Source organism: Citromicrobium bathyomarinum (assembly GCF_038594605.1).
Taxonomy (GTDB): Bacteria; Pseudomonadota; Alphaproteobacteria; order Sphingomonadales; family Sphingomonadaceae; genus Alteriqipengyuania; species Alteriqipengyuania bathyomarina_B.
Genome location: NZ_JBCFZM010000001.1, coordinates 245,198 through 265,068, shown reverse-complemented (window position 1 = coordinate 265,068; position 19,871 = coordinate 245,198). Strand labels below are relative to the sequence as shown.

Sequence of the window (19,871 nt, the reverse complement as noted above, 5' to 3'; positions counted from 1 at the left end):
GAGGCAGGGATTCAGCGCCGGGGCGCGCGTCGGTGATTCAGCGCCGGGGCGCGCGTCGGTTGCCGCCGCCCCCCCGCTGCCATGAACGGTAAGCGTAGAGGATCGCCATCGCCAGCACGATGCCCGTCAAGCCGAGATCGATGATGTAGTTCAGCCGGATGGGCCCGCCCGAATAGATCAGCTTGTCGATCGCGTGCAGCGACGCGATCCTGACCCCCACGAACAGCAACAGCGCAATCCCTGCGAAACGGGATATGAACACCGCCCTCGCGCGGCTGCCGGGGCTCCGCCTGCGCCATGTCGAGACAAAGTACCAGCCGAGCGCGAAGAGCAGAACGACGAGGACGACGGTTGCTGGAGCCTGCCACGAGGCCCGCTCGCCATAGGCACCCGCAGAACGGATTGTTTCGCGCAACATCGAACTCAGACCGACTTCGATCTGAAACCACCTCGAAGCGGCGAAGCCCATATACAGCGCGGCTATGCCAACCCAGTGAATGCGGTCTCCGACCCGATCCCCCCGGACCATGAAAGCGGCCAGAAGCGCGGTCAGGGCAACCATGAAATAGAGGCCCGAGCCGAGTAGATTGAACATGTTGTCCCACCCTATATTCTTAACTAAGGCGGCTACGGCCCTACAACGCCGCTTCCTTTCGCGCGGATGAGATCGAATTGCAAGAAGCCCAGGCATCACGGAAAATAAGGACCAGACGACCCTCCAATGCACGGGGGCGGCTGGCCGTGCTGGATTGGTCGCTGCCCGCGCTGATCTGGGCGGCAGCGATCTTCATCGTGGTGATTACGGGCGGCGGCGGAGACGGCTCGATCGGGGGGCGTCTGATCGGCCAACTGATCGCGGCAATGGCGCTTGTCGCGGTCTTGCGGCGGCCTGCCCCCTTGTCGTGGCAGAGGCGGGCGAGCGACTATTTCGCCATCGGCATCGTCGCGTTGCTCCTGCTTCAGCTGATACCGCTGCCGCCTTCGCTCTGGACCGCCATGCCCGGTCGCGAAATCTTCGAACAAGGGGACCTGCTGGTGTTCGACGCCCTGCCCTGGCGGCCGATCAGCCTGCAACCGGCACAGACGCTCTATACGGTGATCTACCTCTTGCCCGCGCTAACCTTCTACTTCGCCTATCGCCTGGGAAGCGAGGAGCGGCGGCGCGCCATCCTGCTCGGCCTGGCGGCGGCGTGGCTGTTCGCCGTCCTTTTCGGACTGCTGCAATTCGCCGCGTCCGGCATCGCGCCGCGCTTTTACGCAAACGCACATTCGACGATCGCGGTCGGCTTCTTCGCCAATCGCAATCACCAGGCCTGCTTCATCGCCATGGGCATCCCGCTGCTGGCAATGATCGTCCAGCGCCTGCGCACGGGGCGGACGCCCGACGAGCTGCGGATCGTCTACGGGGCCGCACTGGCGGTGGCCCTGTTCGCAATCATTGCTGTGCTCGGCACCGGATCGCGTGCTGGGCTCGTGCTGATCCTGGCATCTACGGGGCTGACATCCGCGATCCTGTTTGCTCTCGCGGGCGAAAGACGCACGCCGATGTTCTGGCCTGCGGTCTCTGGCGGGGGCGGGATCATGGTGGCCGTCGCGGCAATCGCGCTGTTCAGCGGATCGAGAGCGGGCTCCGCTGTATCCCGGCTGGCGGCAGAGGATGATCCGCGCGAGGAAATCTGGCCGGTCGTAATCGATGCCTTGCAGGCTTTCTGGCCGATCGGTTCGGGTGGCGGCAGTTTTCGCCGCGCGCTGGAAGTGCACGAGCCGCTGTCGGCGATCGGCATCAAATACATCAACCACGCCCATAACGACGTGCTGGAACTGGTCATGGAATTCGGCGTGCTCGGGGTCGCCCTGATCGCCGCCGTAATCGGCTGGCTGGCTATGATGGTTTTGCGGGCTCGCAAGGCGAAGTCCGCACAGGCCATCGGACTGGGAATGGCACTGGTCGCGATTGTGCTGCCGCTGCTCCACTCGCTGGTCGACTATCCGTTCCGCACCGCCGCCATCTTCACCGCCACATTCGTGGCGATCGCTGTCGCGACGAGCGCGGCAGAGATCGCGGGCGGGCGCCGACGCACGAACACCTGATATCTCGCATTGCAGCATTGCAGCATTGCGCGACGTTCCATAAGGCCCGCCCCGGGTCTTCGAGACTTCGAGGGAAAGTCACTTGAAAGTAGCAATTTTCGGGCTCGGTTACGTAGGCTGCACCGGTGCGGCCTGTATCGCGAGCCAGGGCCACACGGTTATCGGGATCGACCCGAGCATGGACAAGGTCGAGGCCATTCGCGCCGGGCGCTCGCCGATCAGCGAGCCGGGCATCGACGAACTTTTGGCGCAAGCCCATACCGAAGGTCGCCTCGACGCCGTCAAGGAAGTCACCAACGAACTCGATGACTGCGATATCGCGGTGGTCTGCGTCGGCACGCCGAGCGGCCCCGACGGGGCGCACAACATGACCTATATTGCGCAGGTCACACGCGCGATCGCTGCCGCCGTCGATCCCAAGCGCAAAGACCCGCTCACCGTAGCGTTCCGTTCGACCATGCGCCCTGGCAGCACCGAACAGATCATTGCGCCGATCTTCCGCTCGTTTCTCGGCGACGCGGCGGGCACCGCGGTGGAGCTGGTCTACAATCCCGAATTCCTGCGCGAGGCGACCGCGATCGAGGATTACTTCAACCCGCCCAAGATCGTGCTGGGCACGATGTCGGGCGAACCCTCGACCAAGATGGAAGCGCTGCACGAGGGGATCGAGGCGCCGGTCTTCAATGTCGGCATCCGCGAGGCCGAGCTGACCAAGTTCGTCGACAATGCCTGGCACGCGGTGAAGGTCACCTTCGCCAACGAAATCGGTCGCGTCTGCCAGTTGCAGGGCATCTCCGCGAAGCAGGTCCACGAGATTTTTGTGGCCGACCGCAAGCTCAATATCTCACCTTATTACACTCGGCCGGGGGGTGCCTTCGGCGGCTCTTGCCTGCCCAAGGACGTCCGCGCGCTCCAGCATATCGCAAGCGACAGCGGCGCGAACACGCACCTCGTCGACTCGTTGCTGCGCTCCAATGCAGCACACAAGCATCACCAGTTCCTCGGCGTTACGCAGGACCTGGAGCCCGGCGCGAAAATCCTGCTGGTCGGGCTCGCCTTCAAGGCCGATACCGACGATCTGCGGGAAAGCCCTGCAGTCGACCTCGCCCGCAAGTTGCTCGACGCAGGCTACGACCTGAAAATCTACGATCCGCTGCTCAGCCCCGAAAAGCTGGTCGGCCAGAATCTGGGCTACGCCTATGCCAACCTGCCCGCGATCGACGCGCTGCTGGTCGACAAGGCCGAGGCCGAAAGCGGAGACTATGCGGTCGCGGTCGCGACCAATAGGCTGGTCGACACGCTCGATCTGGGCGGTGTGCGGGCGATCGACCTGAGCACGATCCCATGACTGCTCAGCCCGGCGGCGGGAATGTAGACAAGAGCAACACCGTCCCGACCTTCATCGAAGGCCAGCCGCTGGCCGGCAAGGGCGTGCTGATCGTGGTCGAGAACCTGCCCCTCCCCTTCGATCGCCGGGTCTGGCAGGAAGCGCGCACGTTGCGCGCCGCCGGGGCCGAGGTTTCGGTGATCTGCCCCAAGGGCAAGGGATACGAAAAGTCCTACGAACTGATCGACGGGGTTCACATCCATCGCCATTCGCTGCCGCTCGACGCGAGCGGCGCGCTGGGCTTCCTGCTCGAATATGGAGCGGCGTTGTTCTGGGAAACCATCCTGGCGTGGAGAATCTATTTCAAGCGCGGCTTTCATGTGATCCAGGGCTGCAACCCGCCGGATATGATCTTCCTCGTCGCCCTGCCCTTCAAGCTGCTGGGCGTGAAATACATCTTCGATCATCACGACATTAATCCAGAGCTTTACGAAGCGAAGTTCAACCGCCGCGGGTTCTTCTGGAAGCTGATGGTCCTGTTCGAGAAACTGACCTTCAAAGCCGCCGATGTGACGATGGCGACCAACCGCAGCTATCGCCAGATCGCGATCGAGCGCGGCGGTATCGATCCCGACAAGGTGTTCGTCGTTCGCTCCGGCCCCGATCTCGGTCGGCTTGTGCGCGTGCCCCCGGTCGAAAGCTGGAAGAACGGGCGCCGCCACATGGTCGGCTATGTCGGCGTGATGGGCGACCAGGAGGGGATCGACCTGCTGATCGAAGCGGTCGAACATATCGTGCGCAAGCTTGGGCGCGACGACATCCAGTTCTGCCTCGTGGGTGGCGGACCCAGCCTGACGTCTTTGAAGGCGATGGTTGAGGAGCGCGGGCTAGGCGAGTTCGTGACCTTTACCGGCCGCGCACCGGACCATGTGCTGTTCGAGGTGCTCTCGACCATGGATGTCGGCGTCAACCCGGATCGGGTCAACGCGATGAACGACAAGTCCACGATGAACAAGATCATGGAATACATGGCGATGGGCAAGCCGGTCGTGCAGTTCGACGTGACCGAGGGGCGCTTTTCGGCACAGGATTCGTCGCTCTACGCCGCCCCCAACAATGCCCGCGATCTGGGTGACAAGATCATCGAACTGATTGACGATCCCGCCCGCCGCGAGGCGATGGGCCTGTCTGGCCGGACCCGCGTGGAAGAAGAACTGGGATGGGGACGGCAGATCGCGCCGCTGCTGGCCGCCTACGCAAAAGTCCTTGAAATGCCAGTTGCAAATACGTCTCACGGAGGCCCCGATGCGGGCTAAAGTGAAGGTTCATCCGCTTGCTTCTATTTCGCCAGCTAGCTATGCCCGCTTGCGGGAACACCTGGGAGCCCCTCAATGATACATTCTGGTCGCTCACGCGGGTTCGGCGCCGCGCTTTTGATGTCTGCGATCGGCTTGTCCGGCTGCGCGAGCACGCCTCCCCCGACCCCGGGTCTGGTCGGGCCGATGGCGGAGCCGCAGGGCATCGCAGGCCAGTATTCGCCGGTCGCGCCGCAGAACTATATCCTGCGCCCCGGCGATCGCCTGAGCATCGGCGTATTCCGTGAGCCCGATCTTTCAGTCGGCGAGGTACTGGTCCCCGTAAACGGAACCATCTCCCTGCCGCTGCTGGGCCTGGTCCAAGTGGAAGGCCTCACGCCCGAACAGGTGCGCCAGACCGTCGAAAGCCAGCTCGCCGCGCGCTATCTCAATGATCCGAGCGTAAGCGTGAATGTCGTGAGCTACGGCTCGCACCGGGTTACCGTCGAAGGCGCGGTCACCCGGCCAGGGGTCTTTACTTTCGATCCGGGCACGACCCTCGCTGGCGCGCTTTCGCTTGCCCAGGGCCCGACCCGCACGGCAGAAACCGAGGAAATCATAGTCTTCCGCGATACGCCGGAAGGGATGACCATCGCCCTGTTCGATCTGACTGCCATGCGCAGAGGGACCATGATCGATCCGGTGCTTCGCCCGGGCGATCGCGTCGTCGTCGGCACCTCGCAGCTGTCGCAGCTGTGGCAGGACGCGCTTACCGCGCTGCCGGCGGCTGCCATCTTCACACGTGTCTTTTAATGCGAGAATTTATACATGAATGCGGATGAACGCTCGGTTGGTGCGCGTGGGCGCAACGACCTGGTGATCGAGGAAGGGGGCGCCATGCGCTCCGACGATGGCGGAGGCCTGCTCGATCTCGCTTATATTCGCTCCATTCTTTGGCGCGAACGCTTCGTGCTGGTCGCCTGCATCGCAGTGGCGCTTGTGCTGGGCGTCATCGCCACCTTGCTCACCACGCCCGAATACCGCGCCTATGCCTCGATCCAGATCGAGGAGACTGGCGGTCAGATCGTCGAGGGCCAGGATATCGACCCTGAGGTCCGGCCGAACGACATCCTGGTCTTCATGGCCACCCTCACCCAGGTGATCGAAAGCCAATCGATGGCTTTGGCCGTGGTGGATGAGCTGCAGCTCGATCAGGACCAGTCCTTCATCGGCGATTCTCTACCCGAGAGATACACCACTCTTCCCGAAGACCAGCGCGCGGCGCTGCGTCGCAAGATCGCGGCCGAGAAGCTGTCCGACAATGTCATGCCCGAGCCTGTGGACCGCACGCGGGTCATGCGCATCGGCTACAAATCCGAAGATCAGGCGCTCACCGCACGGGTTGCCAACGCATACGTCGAATCCCTGCTTCTCAGTGAACTGCAGCGCGGTTCGGAAGTGAACTCCTACGCACGCGAAATCCTGCTCGAGCAGATCGAACAGGTTCGCGAATCGCTACAGGAAGCCGAATCCGAGGCGATCGAATACGCCCGCAACAACGGCATCGTCGGCCAGCCGATCTCGTCCTCCCGAAGCGCCAGCTCCGGGGGCGACGCAGGCGGTGGCAGCGAGCCCGTGGGCACCGCGCAGACCATCAGCGGCACCAATCTCGTCACGGTCAACGAAACCTATGCCGCGGCGCGTATTCGAAGGATCGAGGCGGAGCAGCGCTGGCTTGCCGTGCGGGACATGGCACCGATGCAGGTGCCCGAAGTGCAGAGCAATCCGGTCGTGCAAGGGCTCATCGCACAGAAGAGCGAGATCGAGCGCCGCTTGAACGAGCTGCGCGAGCGCTATCGCGAAGATTATCCCGAGGTCGCGCAACTGCGTGCGCAGCTCACCTCGATCGATCGGAACATCGCCAGCATCGCGAATGACGTGAAGAGCGTGATCCGCGACGAATATCGGATCGCACAGAGGCAGGAAAACGGCCTTTTGGAGGAGCTCAATTCGGTTTCGGATTCGGCCATCGAGGAACAGAGCCGCCGTGTGCAATTCAACATCCTCAATCGCGATGTAACGGCACTTCAGGATCAGCTCGACAGCCTGCTAAACCGCTTTAACCAGATCTCCTCGGCCGCGAATATCGATTCAAGTCGCCTGTCCAGCCTCGACCCGGCACAGGTGCCGAACGGCGCGTACTCACCCAATCTGTTCGCCAATCTTCTGATTGCGTTGCTGCTCGGGACCGGTCTGGGCGTCGGACTGACGATCATGCGTCAGATTTTCGACGATCGGGTGCGTTCGCCGCGCGACGTCGAAACGAAGCTGGGCGTGCCGCTGCTGGGGAGCATTCCGTTCACGGAAGGCGAACCGCTTCAGAGCGTGTCCGAACCGCATTCACACGTGGCAGAGGCCTATTCCGCCCTGCGCGTCGCGATCGACTTCACCCTGGGTCGAAAGTCGCATCCCGTTCTGCAGGTCACCAGCAGTTCGCCTTCGGAAGGTAAGTCGATCACCTCGATCGCGCTTGCTTCGGACTACGCCCGGGCGGGACGCCGCGTGCTGCTCGTCGATACCGACCTTCGCAAGCCGAGCCTCGGCAAGTCGCTTCGCACGCCGGATGATGACAGCGAGCGCGGCTTCATGAACGTGCTGTCGAAAGACGCACCGATTGAAAACGAGATGTTGGTCAACACGATCGAGAATCTCGATGTGCTTCCGCTCGGTCCGTTGCCGCCCAACCCGGTGCAGCTGCTGTCGAGCGATCTGTTGCCCAAGTTCATCGAGCGCTACCGCCATTCGTACGACATCATCATTCTCGATACCGCGCCGGTCATCGGCCTGGCGGACTCGCCGATCGTGTCGCACCATGTCGACGCTACGCTGTTCGTGGTCGAGGCCAATCGTGCGCATTACGGCCAGGCCAAGGCAGCCATGCGGCGCCTGCTGGACGTCGGCGCCAATGTCATCGGCGGTGTGCTGACCAAGTACCGCCCGCTCGAGGCCGGTGACTCATATAGCTACAGCTATTCCTACTATGCGTATGGCACACCGACCGCGCTGGAACAGAAGGCCAATGCCCGCAAATAAGTGGCAGGCCCGCAAGAGCAGCCCGTCGGTCCCCCGGAACGTCGTGGCCGCTCTGGTCGGGCTCGCTTGTGCGTTTGCTGCCTTTTATGGTGCGGTTGTGCTCCAGGGCACAATGGTGCTGCGCGGTACGCCGGGCTCGCAGCCCCTCGCGGCGGCCCCGCTTGCGCGATGGGTGCTTGCGCGTGATATTGATGCGACCGAGGAAAAAGGCGAATTCGTCCGCCGCGCGATCCGGCAGTCACCGCTCAGTCCCGAAGCCTTTACCTATCTCGGCATTCACGCCGACGGCGATCGGGCCGATCGACTTCTCGAACATGCCGGGCGGCTTTCACGCCATAGCACTCTGACGCAACAAAACCTCTACAACCATTTTATCGATAGCAATCCCGCCCTCGCGCTTCAGCAGGCCGAAGCGCTGTTGCGCCGCCAGAAAAGTGCCGAACCGCTGTTCGAGGATTTCGCGCAGCGGGTCGATGGCAATCGCGGTTTCGTAGAGGCACTCGGTGAAGCGATGAGGCGTTCAGGCGGAGAGGCTTGGCCGATCAATTTTCTCAGCGAACATGCGGCCGAAATAGAGGATGAGAGCATTGTCGCCCTCACCCCGAACCTACGCACCGGCGGCGGAGATCTCGACCGTGAGGCAACCGCACAGGTGATCGAGACCCTGCGCTATAGCCGCAGGAACGAACTCGGCGCGCGGCTTTATACAAGCTTTATTGCGCCTGAGGGCTATCCTCTGCGCCTCGACTGGAGTGAGAACTCGGTCGGCAGCAGTGGTTTCGGCTGGCGGCTCGCCGAGGGCTATCGAACCGCGCAGGATGGGCAGAACGGGCCGGTTCTGCGGCGCTCCAACGCGATCGGGTCGGACGGAACGACGCGCATGCTCGCACTGCCCCCCGGCTCCTATCGCCTCCAGCCCGCCGACGGTGCGGCAGACAGCGGAGACTGGCAGTGGCAGCTATCCTGCGCTGCAGGTGGGCGCAAAATGAGTGGTAGAGACTGGCCCGCATCGATCGCGATCAGCGCGGATTGCCCGGTTCAGCAATTGGAGCTGCGCGCACCTTTCGGGAGCAATGCGACGCTGGGAACGCTAGTCTTCGAGCCCACCGGCGGATAGCGGCCCACCGAGAGCCGCCGCCACCCCCGCCCGATAAGTGGCAGCAATAGAAGCACTTCGGAAACGCGCGGCCTCGGACGTCTGCTGCCATTTGGCCAGCTCAGCCTTCAGAAACGCCTGCTGATCGACCAACCTTTCCAGCGCCTGCGCGATCTCGCCGACATCGTCGGGGTCGACTGCAATGGCGAATGGCAGCCCGTCGAAATAGCCGTCCACCGCCATGTGCCGCGGATAAACGATCGGACAACCAGCCAGTAGCGCTTCGACAAATACAAGTCCGAAGCTCTCGCGCCGCGATACCATCGCGAAACCCGCCATTGCGTTCATCCGCCCCTGCATTTCAGAGTGCGGCACCGGCCCGACAAGCTGTGCGTGCGGACTGCCTCCAATCATCGCCTCGATCGCCGCGAAATCGGCATCCTCGCCCCCACCCGCGATCTGCAGTTCGATGGTCGGACGGTTCTCGCCCGCCCGTTTCGCCGCTGCAATCAGCGTGTCGATGTTCTTCAGCTTGCGAAGCCTGAGATGGAAAGCCGTGAGCAGATGCGCCGGCGCTTCACGAGGTGGCAGGATGGCGTCTTGCGGCGTAGGACAGGGCAGGATGGCGGTGGCCCCGTCACGTGGCCCCAACTTGCTCTCAGCAAGCCGCTGGATCCACGGCGCATAGGCGAATACGATCGCCGCTCCGCGCCAGATGCGGGCGAAATGCGCCTTGAGATCGGGGCGCGCGCGCATGATCCGCTCGTCCGTATTGCCCTGCAGACTTATCGCAAAAGGGATGTCGAGCCGTTGGGCCAGGGCGAAAGCCACTATGCCTTCCACGGTCAGCTTGTGCGCGTGGATCAGCCGGGGGCGCACCCCCTTTTCCGCCATGTCCCGCGCGATCCACTCGGCCAGCCGCTCCAGCATTGCGCGGTGATAGATACCCTTCGGCGGCGCGATGTAGGTGAGCGTGGTGGTTTTGCCATCATTTGCGACCGCCGCGATGGGCAGCGCCGGTGCAAGCGGGTTGCGCGCCAGGGCCGCGGCGAACTGGCCACCGGTCGGGGATAGGCGGTTCAGCGAATAGGTATGCTGCGGCCACTCGCCCTCAAGCGATGCAATATGCGTTGCCACCACTCTGGATTTGCCGGGGTCGACGGCATCGGGGAGATCGGCAGTCAGGTGGACGAGCACGCCAGTCGGTCCGCCCTAGGCCCCACTCGGCACGTAAGGAGGCTTACCGGAGAAGCTAGCCGTCTGCGGTGCCGGCTCGGCTGGCTCGGTTCGTTCTACCGATGCGCGTCTGACTACGATGTTTGCCGACGCCAGCGAAGCAGCGCCGCCGAGCGTGATGTAGAAGATGATCTGAGTCGATCCGAATAAAGTCACTGTAAACATCATCAGCACGATCGCGAAAAGCGCGATGATGATACCGACGCGCGTTTCGCGCTCGACCGAAAGCGGCAGCTCCGAAACGCGTTGGCCAAGCTTGAACATGATCGCGATCGAGGAAACGAACAAGAGTAGCGACGCCGGAAGACCGAAGCGGACCGCCATCCAGAGAAAATGTGCATCGATAGTATCGTGAACCATCATCCATTGCGCCCGCTCCCACTCATTGAGGCCAACACCGAACAATGGATGGTTCTGGACGCTGATAGTACCGTAATCCCAGATCCCGATCCGGTACGAAGCGGTGGCGGAATCGAACGTCAGATAACGGGAAACAACCGAAACGGCGCCGTTCTGCGATCCGAATTGAAGGATGATGAGGCCGACAATCGCGAGGATGAAGAAGTGCTTCCAGTTCAGGCCTACGACCAGTTGCTGCACGCGATGATAGGCGATCAGTCCTGCAGAAATGGCGATCGCGATCAGCGCCCCGGAACTGAGAGTGAAGAAGCCCATGGCGCCTGCGGCAAGGCCGAGGAAGCGGTAGGTAGGATTCTTCACCGCGAACCAGAACATGGACAGGAACACGCCCAGATGTAGCCCTGCAAGAATGGGGTGGGAGAACGGACCGTATGCGCGCAGCAAGCCGAGGCGATAGTAGTATTTGACGCCGACGATCTCGCTCGAGCCGAAAATGCTGGCCATCACGGGCCGCACGATGAACTCCCTGGACAGACTTTCAACCATCAGCGTCAATCCGGCCAGAGCAAGCCCGGGCGCCATCATGATGAGAAAGGCCTGGAAATCGCGCGTCGTTCGGATGGTCGAGCGTGCTAGAAGATAGGTCAGCGCCAAGTCTATCGTGACCGACATGCCCGATTCCAGCGCTTCGGCGAACGAATTGTTCACCCATATGGAAACCGGCAGCATCAGCGCACTCGCGAGGATGGCGAGGTCCCACCAGTTGAACCGGTGAAGGTTGAGATACACGCGCCGCAGAATAATCGGCGCCAGCGCATATAGCAGCACGCGATAGACGTAAAAGCTGAGCCCGCTGATCGTGACGTGCACTTCCGGCGGAATGAGGGTGGCATAGCCGAGGATAACTAACGGCAAAACATGCATGATTTCAGATTTTTGCAGGTGCAGCCGCTCTGTAATCCGGCGCGCACTTGCCGCGCCCAAGCGCCGACGCGCGGACGCAGCGCCGTGAAAACGCGCGGACCGGGCGGTCATGACAAAGCCCTCTTGCGGTTGGCCTCGATGATCGATCCGTTATCCATCAATAGCCCTCGAGCCAGTCCTTGCGGTTTTCCCAGACCGATTTCCAAGTCTCTTCGCGTCCTTCACTCTTGCCGGCCCTGGCCCGTAGTCCGGTTGCCACGCGCCGCGCGCCGGCTCCCATCAGCAACAGCCCAACCCCGATCGGTGCCATCGCGGGGCTCCAGTGGTCGCGCACCAGCGTGACCTTGGCCTTGAGCAATCGCCGCAGTTTGTCTTCCCGCTTGCTGGTTGCAGCGCCGACCAGATGCATGATCTGCGCATCGGGCGTGATCATCGGCTTGTAGCCTCGCTGTGCGGCTCGCAGGCACATATCGGCCTCTTCGCCATACATGAAATAGCGGGGGCTGAAACCGTCCAGTTCACACCACAGCTGCGTACGGATCAGGAAGAAGCAGCCGACCACGATATCGACTTCGCGCACCGTATCGCGCTGCCAGTTGCCCATCGCCTCTGGATTGAAGAATGCCGAACGGGGAAACGCACTGGTCAGGCCGGTCGCCGAACAAAACAGGCTCCACGGCGTCATTTTCGACCAGCACGATGCAATATTGAGCGATCCGTCGGGAAAGACGGTACGCCCGCCAACGATCCCGGCCTGCGGATTGGCCTTTGCGAAGGCAAGGAGGTTCTCGACCGCTGCGGGATGGGTTTCGGTATCGGGGTTGAGAAGCAGCAGCCACTCGGTTTCGGCGGCCTCGGCGACAATATTGTTCGCCATGGCAAAGCCGACGTTTTCCGCGCTGCGGATCAGCTCGATTTCAGGAAAACGCTCCGCAATCGCATCCGCCGATCCGTCTGCCGAGGCATTGTCCCACACCACCAGCTTGAACGACACGTCGCCCGCATTGCGCAGCAGCGTCTCAATCGCTTTGAGGGTCAGTTCGCGAGTGTTGTAGCTGACCATGATCACGGTCACTTCGGCAGCGCCCGCACCATCATTAGCGCGCGATGTGACGATAGAATCACTCATTTGCGTTCCTATGATGCTGCGTGCTGGACCGAAATCGGCGCGAAGGATTCCCGGCCAGGCAACCGCTGGCGAACCGGGCTCGCAATGCCACGAAACGCGCGGGCTTTGCAACGCCTTACATGCACCGCCTTCGGGGCTCCTCGCACAGGCTGAGGGCCCCGCGCCGCAAAGGCCTTTCCTACAGCTATCCTCTTTTGATAGTGGCGCTGGACCAAACGAACCATATAGGTGATTTCATGATTGATCGCTTTGCATCCTTTCAAGACAGTCCGGCCGGTCCGGCGCAGGCCTGCTTCGCCATTTCCCCCGATGACGCTGCCGAACTCCCGACTGCTACCAAGGCCATCTATATCGGCGAGGCTGGCAATATCGTGCTGGTACCGCTGAGCGGCACGGCGGAAATCACCTTCGCCAACCTGCCCGCCGGCGCGATCCTCGATGTTCGCGCACGCGCCGTCAAAGCGACCGGCACCACGGCAGCCGCTCTGGTGGGGCTGGCTTGATGAGTGCCTTCGGCTTCGCCGGCAGAGCGCGGCACAGACGTCACCTGGCTCTTGCGCGCAGGCCGGTTTCGGGGGAGATTCTCGACGATGGCTGGCGCATGCGACGGTCTGGCAATGATGCGCTGCCCGACAGCGTACAGGTCGACCGCACCGGCTTCGATAGCGGCGGCTCGCCGACAACACACCGACAGCATCTGCCGATCTCGACGCGGGTGCGCATGCCATGGCCGGACCATGCCCTGCCCTCGCCCACCGACTTGGCAATGTCGGACCATATCTTCGCGAGCGATCGGATCTCGGGAACGGTCAACGGGTCATTGCGTGAAAGCCCCAAACCGATAGCGGCGTGGGTCATGCCCTCAAACCTGATCGTGGACGATACGATATCGTGGGAAATTGTCGCCTTCCACCGCGATGGTCGCGCCGATCCGGGCACTGGCATCGGGCGGCAGGTGGCCTGCGTCAAGGTGCGCGGCAGCGATGGCGTCAACCGGACCGACTGGCAGCTTGTCGCGGTCACTTCCTTATCATCAGGTGTGGTCCAAGAAGACCAGCCGAGCGAGGTGTTCGCGGGCACGCTCGACATTTCCACCCTTGGTGAAGGCGCAGTGTGGCTGGAAGCCGAAGTCTATCCGTGGGTCGGTGTCGAAGCGTCGGTGTTGCGAAGCGAGGATGTGTCCTCGCGGCGTGGTTTTTCGCGACGGTATTACTGCAAGGATGCGGCCAAGGCAGCCACCCCGCCGCTGGTCTATGTGGCTTCGACAGGCAACAACGAAACCGGAGCGGTTTCCACCGACGCCGCGACCGCGCTGGCCGCGCCCTGCCTGACGGTAGGGGGTGCCATGGAACGGGCACACGCCGTTCTCGGCAGCTCCGCAGGGGCGCTCGACGGGCTGCGCATCCGCATTCTCGACATGGTGAATATCGGCACGCCCAGCTTTGGGTCCTATGCGCAAGATATTGCAGGCGTAGTGATCGAGCGTGCGCCGGGCGTCTCCCGCACCACCGCAGTGGCGGTTCTGGACAAGAGCTTCCGCCCCTTCTTCAGCACTTCCTCACTGGGCGAAAATGCCCTGATGCTTGTGGATGTGACGCTGCGCCTCGGCGGTTCGTTCGCGTTCTCCGGCGAAACCGCTTCGAACCTGCATGTGACCTTCTGGAACATCGCTCTCGATACGAACGGGCAGAGCCAGGTGCGGCGGGCGAGTTCGCATTTCTCGGCATTCGGCCTCGATATTGTCGGCAGGACTTCGTTTTCCACGACGACCTCGGGCGAATTGCGCATCTGTCGGGGCGTGACGGGCGACCTCGATGGGCGCGAACTGGAACAGTGGGTCACCATCGGATGCACTCTGACAAACGCCGGGAATGCCTCTCTCTCGAATACCTACGAAGATGGTCGCATCATCTACAACAACGCGTTTCTCTCGCCGGCAGCGGGCACGACGCCGATCCTATTCAATAGAAGCGCGGCGGGCACGGGAGAGCTTGGCAGCATTGCGGTGGTCCAGAACCTGTTCGAGACAACCGACACCACCAGTTTGGTCAATTGCAGTCTCTCGGCCGACAACGCGCGCGGCGATCTGACCCATTGTGTCGTGCTCCACAACACGAACCCCGGCGCTGACGGCATAGGCCGCTGGAACGTCGCTAACGACGACACGAGCGGGACACGGCGGGCGCACGGGTACGTGACCTTCAAGGCGAACCTGCTGAGCCAGCTCAACACAAAAGGTGACATCTTCGCAGGCGCCTCACTCGCACTCGCCGATGCCAGCGAACGGACCGGAAACTTCGCGTTCCACCATGGCGCAGGCTGCGCGGGCAATTACACGATCTACCCGAATGCCGGCGGCGGGGGCCTGGCCTGCGGCTTTGCGGATCCAGGGCTCGGGAGCGTGGAGGAAGGGGGCGATCCCCTGTTCATCGACGACCGCAGTGTCAGCGGAACGGGCGGTGTCTACGATGCTGGCGCAGGCGACGGCGACTACCGTCTCGCCGGGGAGAGCCCCGCGCGCGCCTTGCTCGCCCAGCCGGTCCTCGCATTCGATATGCAAGGCCAACCTCGCGGGACCGGCGCCCAGGCAGCGGGGTGCTACGCATGACCGAAATGCTTGTCTTCGGGACCCGCGCGGGACAATTCGGCGGACAGCCTGCGCGGTGAGGGCGTCCCTTTTCGATGCCCGGAAACGCCGTGGGGCCATACCTTGGAACTTCGGTCTTCAAGCAAAGCCCGCTGCAGCCTGTGCGACAACCCATTTTCACGTTGCAGTGCATTATAGCCTTGGCTAACCGGCCCCGACTCCGGTGGCGAGCAATTGAGCAACTCGCTTTACCTCGTTCCACCGACTGTCGGCAGCTTGGGGGCAGTTTTGGCGGGTCGATCCAGATTCTTTGACGCGCTTCGAGGACGCTCCGTCTTCGGAGACTTTCTGGGCGCCGGTGGGTTTGCCATCGCCGGGCGCGGCCTGAATTTGCTCAGCACCATTCTGCTAACCAACCAGCTGGGCAGCGAATTCTATGGCATCTATGCGCTCGGCCTCACCTTGCTCACGTTGCTTTGCATACCCGCCAATCTCGGTATTCCAGAGTTTATCGCGCGCGAGCTGCCCCGTGAGAGAGACGAGAACCTGCGCGGTTTTGCGGCCGGCCTGCGGCGACGCATACACCTGTTCCAAGGGTTAATCACCTTCCTGACAGTCACCGCGTTCTTCCTGGCGCTGGCCGCCGGAAACGGCGGCAGCATGAAGGAGACTTTGGCCGATCCACTGGTCGTTCTGGTGATCGCCGTGCCGCTGCTGGCAATGCTTGCGCTTGAAGAAGGTTTTCTGCGTGGTTCCAGCCGCGTGCGAGCGGCGGCGCAAATCAAGGAATTCGTGCCAGCCCTTGTGCTCGCGTCCGTGTTACTGGTGGTCCCGGTAAAAGATCCGATGCTGGCGCTCACCATCTACGCGATCAGCATTGCCGCGGCGTGTCTCGTCGGCGCCTTCTACCTCCGGGCAAAAAGCCCTACCGAAGAGCCCATGGCCGATCATTGGCGCAGCGGCCCCGGCACCCTTTACCGCCGGGCGTTACCCTTCGCGCTTATTACCTCGGTATTTTATCTCAACCAGCGGACCGATATTCTCATGCTTGGCGCGCTGGGCGAGCCCGAAGATGTGGGCCGTTATCAGGTAGCTGCACAATTCGCGTTGCTCACGGTCTTCCCGCAACAGATCATGAACCGCGTCCTGGGCCCTCGTATCGCCCGCTTGATCCGTAGTGAGGAATACAAACTTCTGCCCAATCTTCTGCGCCAGTCGACGCTGGCATCCTTCACCGGAATCATGGGCATCGGGCTCTGCTGGTTGCTGCTGACCTATTTTTCGACCGCGATCTTCGGGGACGATTTCACCGGCCTTGCGTCTGTGTTTCTTATCCTAGGCATCGGCAACGCCTTCAACCTGCTCGCCGGCCCGGCGGGCACCTTCCTCAACCAGGCAGGTCTTGAGCGGCTAACTCTCTACACAATGGTTTTTTCGGCCGTGCTCAACATCTGCTTCAACTTCTTCCTCATACCACTTTACGGCATGCACGGTGCAGCCATGGCTACATTAGCTGCGCAGATCACATGGAATTCCATACTGGTCTATCTTCTCTATAAAAAAATGGGTTTACGACCCGGATTCACCTACTTCATCAAATGAGCGATCAGAGCCGGGGCTTCTCCTGTTTCCCTGATGCACCAGCACTTCATCAAACGAGAAGATCATGCACCGGATGCACCATTGCTTCGTCGACTTCTTGCTGGGGCACCCCTAACACCTGCTGCCACCAGCGCGCGTTACGCGGCGGTATCCATTCCCGAAATCCAGGTTTCCGATTGATCCGTTTCTCTACCAGCTGCTTGCCCCCCTCAGGTTACCAATGATCATAAGCGACACTTATCAATTTGCTTTCGTCCATATCCCCAAATGTGCAGGGACCTCGGTCCGCGCGTTGCTCGAACCTTATAACGAGGCACCGGATGCGCATACTTTGAATCTCGCGCCTCATCCGACCCACGAGAATATTGTCGAGCTTCCCGATCTGGGCTTCGTCGATTTTCATCACCTGCCATTGCAGGCGCTGTCGGCAAAATTTCCCGAACAGATCGATAAGTTGCGGCGATACGAAGCCGTGACAATCGCAAGGGAACCGCATGACAGGCTGGTCTCGGCTTTTGCGGAACACATGAAGCGCTATCGCGATACACCCTTGCAGAACCTGTCGATGGACGAAGTCGAGCATTGGCTCGTCAAGATCCTCGCACAGGTCAGTGCCGCATTCGACCAATCGCCGCTGTTGCCGTACGAGTTTATCCATTTCCAGCCGCAGATCGATTATATCGAACTGAACGGCGAACGCGTGATCGGCAATGTATTCCCGATATCCGATATGAGCGGTTTCGAAGCGAAGGTGCGCGAGCAATTCCAGCTTTTTGGCGAGACCCCTGAGGGCTTTGGCGTCGGCACCTCGAACGTGTCCCTCGTCCACCGCAGTGAAATCCTGCGCAGATTGATCGAATTCAATAGGCCCATTATTCGCGTGATAGGGCGCCTCGTGCCGCAGCAGAAAAGGGCAGCCTGGCGCGAACTGGTTTATGTCACGCGCCAGTCCCGCTTTGCGAGTTTGGCGACGAGCGAACCGGTCAGGGAGTTCGTGCGGCGGCACATGTCGACCGACGTGAAACTGTGGGATGAGATCAGAGAGTCCAATGGCCGCTGACCTGAATGCGAAATTGCGCAGCGCCGTCAAAGCCTACGCCCCCGCACCGATGCGCGGTGTTGTCGAGCGTGTTCGGGCTGCCATGGCGCCACCGCCGATCGACAATCACGTAGGCTCGACCTACACGCTGCAGCGCGACGATACGGACCGGGCGCGGCTGACCCTGGTCGTTCCGAACCTCTCGCCTGGCTCGACATTCGGCGGCGTGCTGACCGGTATCGACATTTTCCTGACCATGGTTCGAGGAATTGCCGAAAGCCGGACGGTAGACGTGCGTGTCATCGCCACCGACGCGAACGCGACGACGGATTTCGGGGTCTTCCTGAAGGCAGCCGAAAAGCGGGGCTTCGACCCGGCGTCGATCGAAACGCTGGCGATCCCGCAGCGGGATCACGACATCGCGGTTCGGCGCGACGACGTATTCGTCACATTCAATTTCTGGACTACGCTGAACATCGAACCGCTGCTCGATGCGCAGGCAAGCGCGTTCTCCCGCGCGCGACTGCCTCTGATCTACCTGATTCAGGAATACGAGCCCCATCTTTTCCCGTTCTCGTCGGCGCACATGCTGGCGAGAAGCGCCTACGACACGCCGCAAAAGCTGTGGGGGATCTTCAACTCCTCCAACCTGTACGAGTTTTTCCGGCTCAGCGGACATCAGGTCGAACGCAACTATACCTTCGAACCCGTCGTCAATGGCTCGCTGCGGCCCTATCTCGACTGGGTCGGATCGAGTGCCCGTCGACAGCGCATTCTGATTTATGGCCGGCCGGCGATCTCGCGAAACTGCTTTCCCGCGTTGCAACGGGGCCTGCGCGAATGGGCTCGGTCTTATCCGCAATATCGGGACTGGGACGTCGTTTCGGCAGGCAAGGCGCACAGTGCCTTTGCCCTTGGAGACGGGCGCGAAGTCCGTTCGCTCGGCAAGCTGTCGCTCGATGCCTATGCCGACACGCTGCTCGGCGCATCGGTCGGGGTCAGCCTGATGGCCTCGCCCCACCCCAGCTATCCCCCGCTGGAGATGGCGCATATGGGGCTGCGCACGGTGACCAACACCTACCTGTGCAAGGACTGGAAGGGATACCACCCCAATATCATCGCGGTGAATTCGCTCGACGCCACATCGCTGGCCGCCGCAATTGCCGCGGCCTGCGAAGCGTCCCGGGCGAGCGATCCGACTGGCGAGCCCAATCCCGACTATGTCCGCGAGGATGAATATCCTTTCATGGGCGAATTGGTCGGCGATATTGCGAACGCACTCGCCTGAAGGAAATTCAGTATCCCGCTGGTTCTATGAGATATGACGGAAAAGGAACGATCATGACTTGGTCCGAATTTATCAGACCGGCCCAGCGGCGCTTTCGCCGTTCGCGAGCTGAACTCATCAAGCAGCTCCACCCGGAGATCGAAGGGGCGCTGGTCGTCGATCTGGGGGGAAGCCTGAGCTTTTGGGCCGAGGTGAAAGAGATTCTGAAGCCGGGGAAGGTGATTATCTATAACATCTCCCCGAACGCGGTGAATACGGGCCTGACGCATACGGACGACAATATCGAGGCGCATCTCTACGACGGGAAGCGAGTACCGATGGAGGACGGCAGTGCGGACTTCGTCCTGTGCAATTCGGTGATCGAGCATGTGCCGCCCGATCAAAGGGAGGGTCTGGCGCAGGAGATCAAACGTATCGGGCGTCACTACGTGGTGCAGACACCAGCGAAATCATTCCCGCTCGAACTGCATTTCGGCTTGCCCTTCATGCACTGGCTGCCGCGTCCCATGGGCCGCAAGCTGGCGCCGCTTTCGCCTTTCGGTGCGATGCTCAGCAAATCGCATGCGCTCAGGTATTTCGACGAGACCCAGCTGCTTCCTTACCGCGAATTTCAGGGCTATTTCCCCGAAGCCAAGATCCATACCGAGCGTTTTCTGGGATTACCCAAGAGCAACATCGCAGTAACCTGAAGCCCGGAACCGTGCGCACGCCCCGCTTGCTACGATGTGCCGCGAAAGGACCGCGATGATCAGCGTCACCGGTGCGGCATGGGCAATCACTAGCGGGCTTTGGCGCGGGTAGCAC

Annotated in this window: 16 protein-coding genes; 12 read left to right on the top strand and 4 right to left on the bottom strand. The window is 61.7% G+C overall.

Features of this window, described 5'->3' with window-relative positions:
* Positions 1–37: 37 nt before the first annotated feature.
* Positions 38–595, bottom strand: coding sequence for a hypothetical protein (locus AAG612_RS01180; protein WP_342506421.1), 558 nt, complete (start codon positions 593–595; stop codon positions 38–40).
* A gap of 146 nt (positions 596–741) precedes the next feature.
* Here AAG612_RS01180 and AAG612_RS01175 point away from each other — a divergent pair, with 146 nt between their 5' ends.
* From AAG612_RS01175 to AAG612_RS01150, 6 genes are all read left to right on the top strand, one after another.
* Complete coding sequence (locus AAG612_RS01175) at positions 742–2,091, top strand: O-antigen ligase family protein (RefSeq protein WP_342506419.1); 1,350 nt, start codon at positions 742–744, stop codon at positions 2,089–2,091.
* A gap of 82 nt (positions 2,092–2,173) precedes the next feature.
* Positions 2,174–3,439 (top strand): nucleotide sugar dehydrogenase, encoded by a 1,266-nt coding sequence (locus tag AAG612_RS01170; RefSeq protein ID WP_342506418.1) that lies wholly within the window; start codon positions 2,174–2,176, stop codon positions 3,437–3,439.
* Positions 3,436–4,734, top strand: coding sequence for a glycosyltransferase family 4 protein (locus AAG612_RS01165; RefSeq protein ID WP_342506416.1), 1,299 nt, complete (start codon positions 3,436–3,438; stop codon positions 4,732–4,734). Before AAG612_RS01170 ends, AAG612_RS01165 begins: the two co-directional genes overlap by 4 nt.
* Positions 4,735–4,854: 120 nt before the next feature.
* Positions 4,855–5,526: a polysaccharide biosynthesis/export family protein gene (locus AAG612_RS01160; RefSeq protein WP_342506414.1), complete on the top strand. Its 672-nt coding sequence runs from the start codon at positions 4,855–4,857 to the stop codon at positions 5,524–5,526.
* Positions 5,527–5,541: 15 nt separating this feature from the next.
* Complete coding sequence (locus AAG612_RS01155) at positions 5,542–7,806, top strand: GumC family protein (RefSeq protein WP_342506412.1); 2,265 nt, start codon at positions 5,542–5,544, stop codon at positions 7,804–7,806.
* Positions 7,793–8,923, top strand: a complete 1,131-nt coding sequence (locus tag AAG612_RS01150) for a hypothetical protein (RefSeq protein WP_342506410.1) — start codon at positions 7,793–7,795, stop codon at positions 8,921–8,923. Before AAG612_RS01155 ends, AAG612_RS01150 begins: the two co-directional genes overlap by 14 nt.
* On the opposite strand, the gene AAG612_RS01145 is transcribed toward AAG612_RS01150, so the two are convergent.
* From AAG612_RS01145 to AAG612_RS01135, 3 genes are read right to left on the bottom strand one after another with little or no spacing between them, the layout of a single operon-like run.
* Positions 8,897–10,099: a glycosyltransferase gene (locus AAG612_RS01145; RefSeq protein ID WP_342506408.1), complete on the bottom strand. Its 1,203-nt coding sequence runs from the start codon at positions 10,097–10,099 to the stop codon at positions 8,897–8,899. The two genes, AAG612_RS01150 and AAG612_RS01145, sit on opposite strands and share 27 nt — an antisense overlap.
* Positions 10,100–10,114: 15 nt before the next feature.
* Entirely contained in the window at positions 10,115–11,533 is a 1,419-nt protein-coding gene (locus tag AAG612_RS01140; protein ID WP_342506406.1) for an O-antigen ligase family protein, read from the bottom strand.
* A gap of 46 nt (positions 11,534–11,579) precedes the next feature.
* Positions 11,580–12,551, bottom strand: a complete 972-nt coding sequence (locus tag AAG612_RS01135; RefSeq protein ID WP_342506404.1) for a glycosyltransferase family 2 protein — start codon at positions 12,549–12,551, stop codon at positions 11,580–11,582.
* 200 nt (positions 12,552–12,751) lie between these two features.
* Between AAG612_RS01135 and AAG612_RS01130 the strand changes: the two genes are divergently transcribed.
* The 6 genes from AAG612_RS01130 to AAG612_RS01105 all read left to right on the top strand — a co-directional run bounded on the left by AAG612_RS01130 (position 12,752) and on the right by AAG612_RS01105 (position 19,756).
* On the top strand, positions 12,752–13,054 hold the full coding sequence (locus tag AAG612_RS01130) for a spike base protein, RCAP_Rcc01079 family (protein ID WP_342506402.1): 303 nt from the start codon (positions 12,752–12,754) through the stop codon (positions 13,052–13,054).
* Entirely contained in the window at positions 13,054–15,159 is a 2,106-nt protein-coding gene (locus tag AAG612_RS01125) for a hypothetical protein (protein WP_342506400.1), read from the top strand. The genes AAG612_RS01130 and AAG612_RS01125 overlap by 1 nt, the downstream gene beginning before the upstream one ends.
* 213 nt (positions 15,160–15,372) lie before the next feature.
* The gene (locus AAG612_RS01120) at positions 15,373–16,740 is read left to right on the top strand and encodes a lipopolysaccharide biosynthesis protein (RefSeq protein WP_342506398.1); all 1,368 of its coding nucleotides are present in this window, start codon (positions 15,373–15,375) and stop codon (positions 16,738–16,740) included.
* A gap of 220 nt (positions 16,741–16,960) precedes the next feature.
* Positions 16,961–17,800, top strand: coding sequence for a sulfotransferase family 2 domain-containing protein (locus AAG612_RS01115; RefSeq protein WP_342506395.1), 840 nt, complete (start codon positions 16,961–16,963; stop codon positions 17,798–17,800).
* Positions 17,790–19,067 carry a rhamnosyltransferase WsaF family glycosyltransferase gene (locus AAG612_RS01110; protein WP_342506393.1) on the top strand — a complete coding sequence of 426 codons (1,278 nt, stop codon included), beginning with the start codon at positions 17,790–17,792 and terminating at the stop codon, positions 19,065–19,067. Before AAG612_RS01115 ends, AAG612_RS01110 begins: the two co-directional genes overlap by 11 nt.
* A 53-nt stretch (positions 19,068–19,120) precedes the next feature.
* Entirely contained in the window at positions 19,121–19,756 is a 636-nt protein-coding gene (locus AAG612_RS01105; protein ID WP_342506390.1) for a class I SAM-dependent methyltransferase, read from the top strand.
* Positions 19,757–19,871 lie beyond the last annotated feature (115 nt).

What these genes read in the sequence shown, in the direction of transcription:
- AAG612_RS01180 (WP_342506421.1), bottom strand. Translation starts at nt 595, where the DNA reads ATGTTCAATCTACTCGGCTCGGGCCTCTATTTCATGGTTGCCCTGACC.
- AAG612_RS01165 (WP_342506416.1), top strand. Translation starts at nt 3,436, where the DNA reads ATGACTGCTCAGCCCGGCGGCGGGAATGTAGACAAGAGCAACACCGTC.
- AAG612_RS01160 (WP_342506414.1), top strand. Translation starts at nt 4,855, where the DNA reads ATGTCTGCGATCGGCTTGTCCGGCTGCGCGAGCACGCCTCCCCCGACC.
- AAG612_RS01155 (WP_342506412.1), top strand. Translation starts at nt 5,542, where the DNA reads ATGAATGCGGATGAACGCTCGGTTGGTGCGCGTGGGCGCAACGACCTG.
- AAG612_RS01150 (WP_342506410.1), top strand. Translation starts at nt 7,793, where the DNA reads ATGCCCGCAAATAAGTGGCAGGCCCGCAAGAGCAGCCCGTCGGTCCCC.
- AAG612_RS01140 (WP_342506406.1), bottom strand. Translation starts at nt 11,533, where the DNA reads ATGACCGCCCGGTCCGCGCGTTTTCACGGCGCTGCGTCCGCGCGTCGG.
- AAG612_RS01135 (WP_342506404.1), bottom strand. Translation starts at nt 12,551, where the DNA reads ATGAGTGATTCTATCGTCACATCGCGCGCTAATGATGGTGCGGGCGCT.
- AAG612_RS01125 (WP_342506400.1), top strand. Translation starts at nt 13,054, where the DNA reads ATGAGTGCCTTCGGCTTCGCCGGCAGAGCGCGGCACAGACGTCACCTG.
- AAG612_RS01115 (WP_342506395.1), top strand. Translation starts at nt 16,961, where the DNA reads ATGATCATAAGCGACACTTATCAATTTGCTTTCGTCCATATCCCCAAA.
- AAG612_RS01110 (WP_342506393.1), top strand. Translation starts at nt 17,790, where the DNA reads ATGGCCGCTGACCTGAATGCGAAATTGCGCAGCGCCGTCAAAGCCTAC.
- AAG612_RS01105 (WP_342506390.1), top strand. Translation starts at nt 19,121, where the DNA reads ATGACTTGGTCCGAATTTATCAGACCGGCCCAGCGGCGCTTTCGCCGT.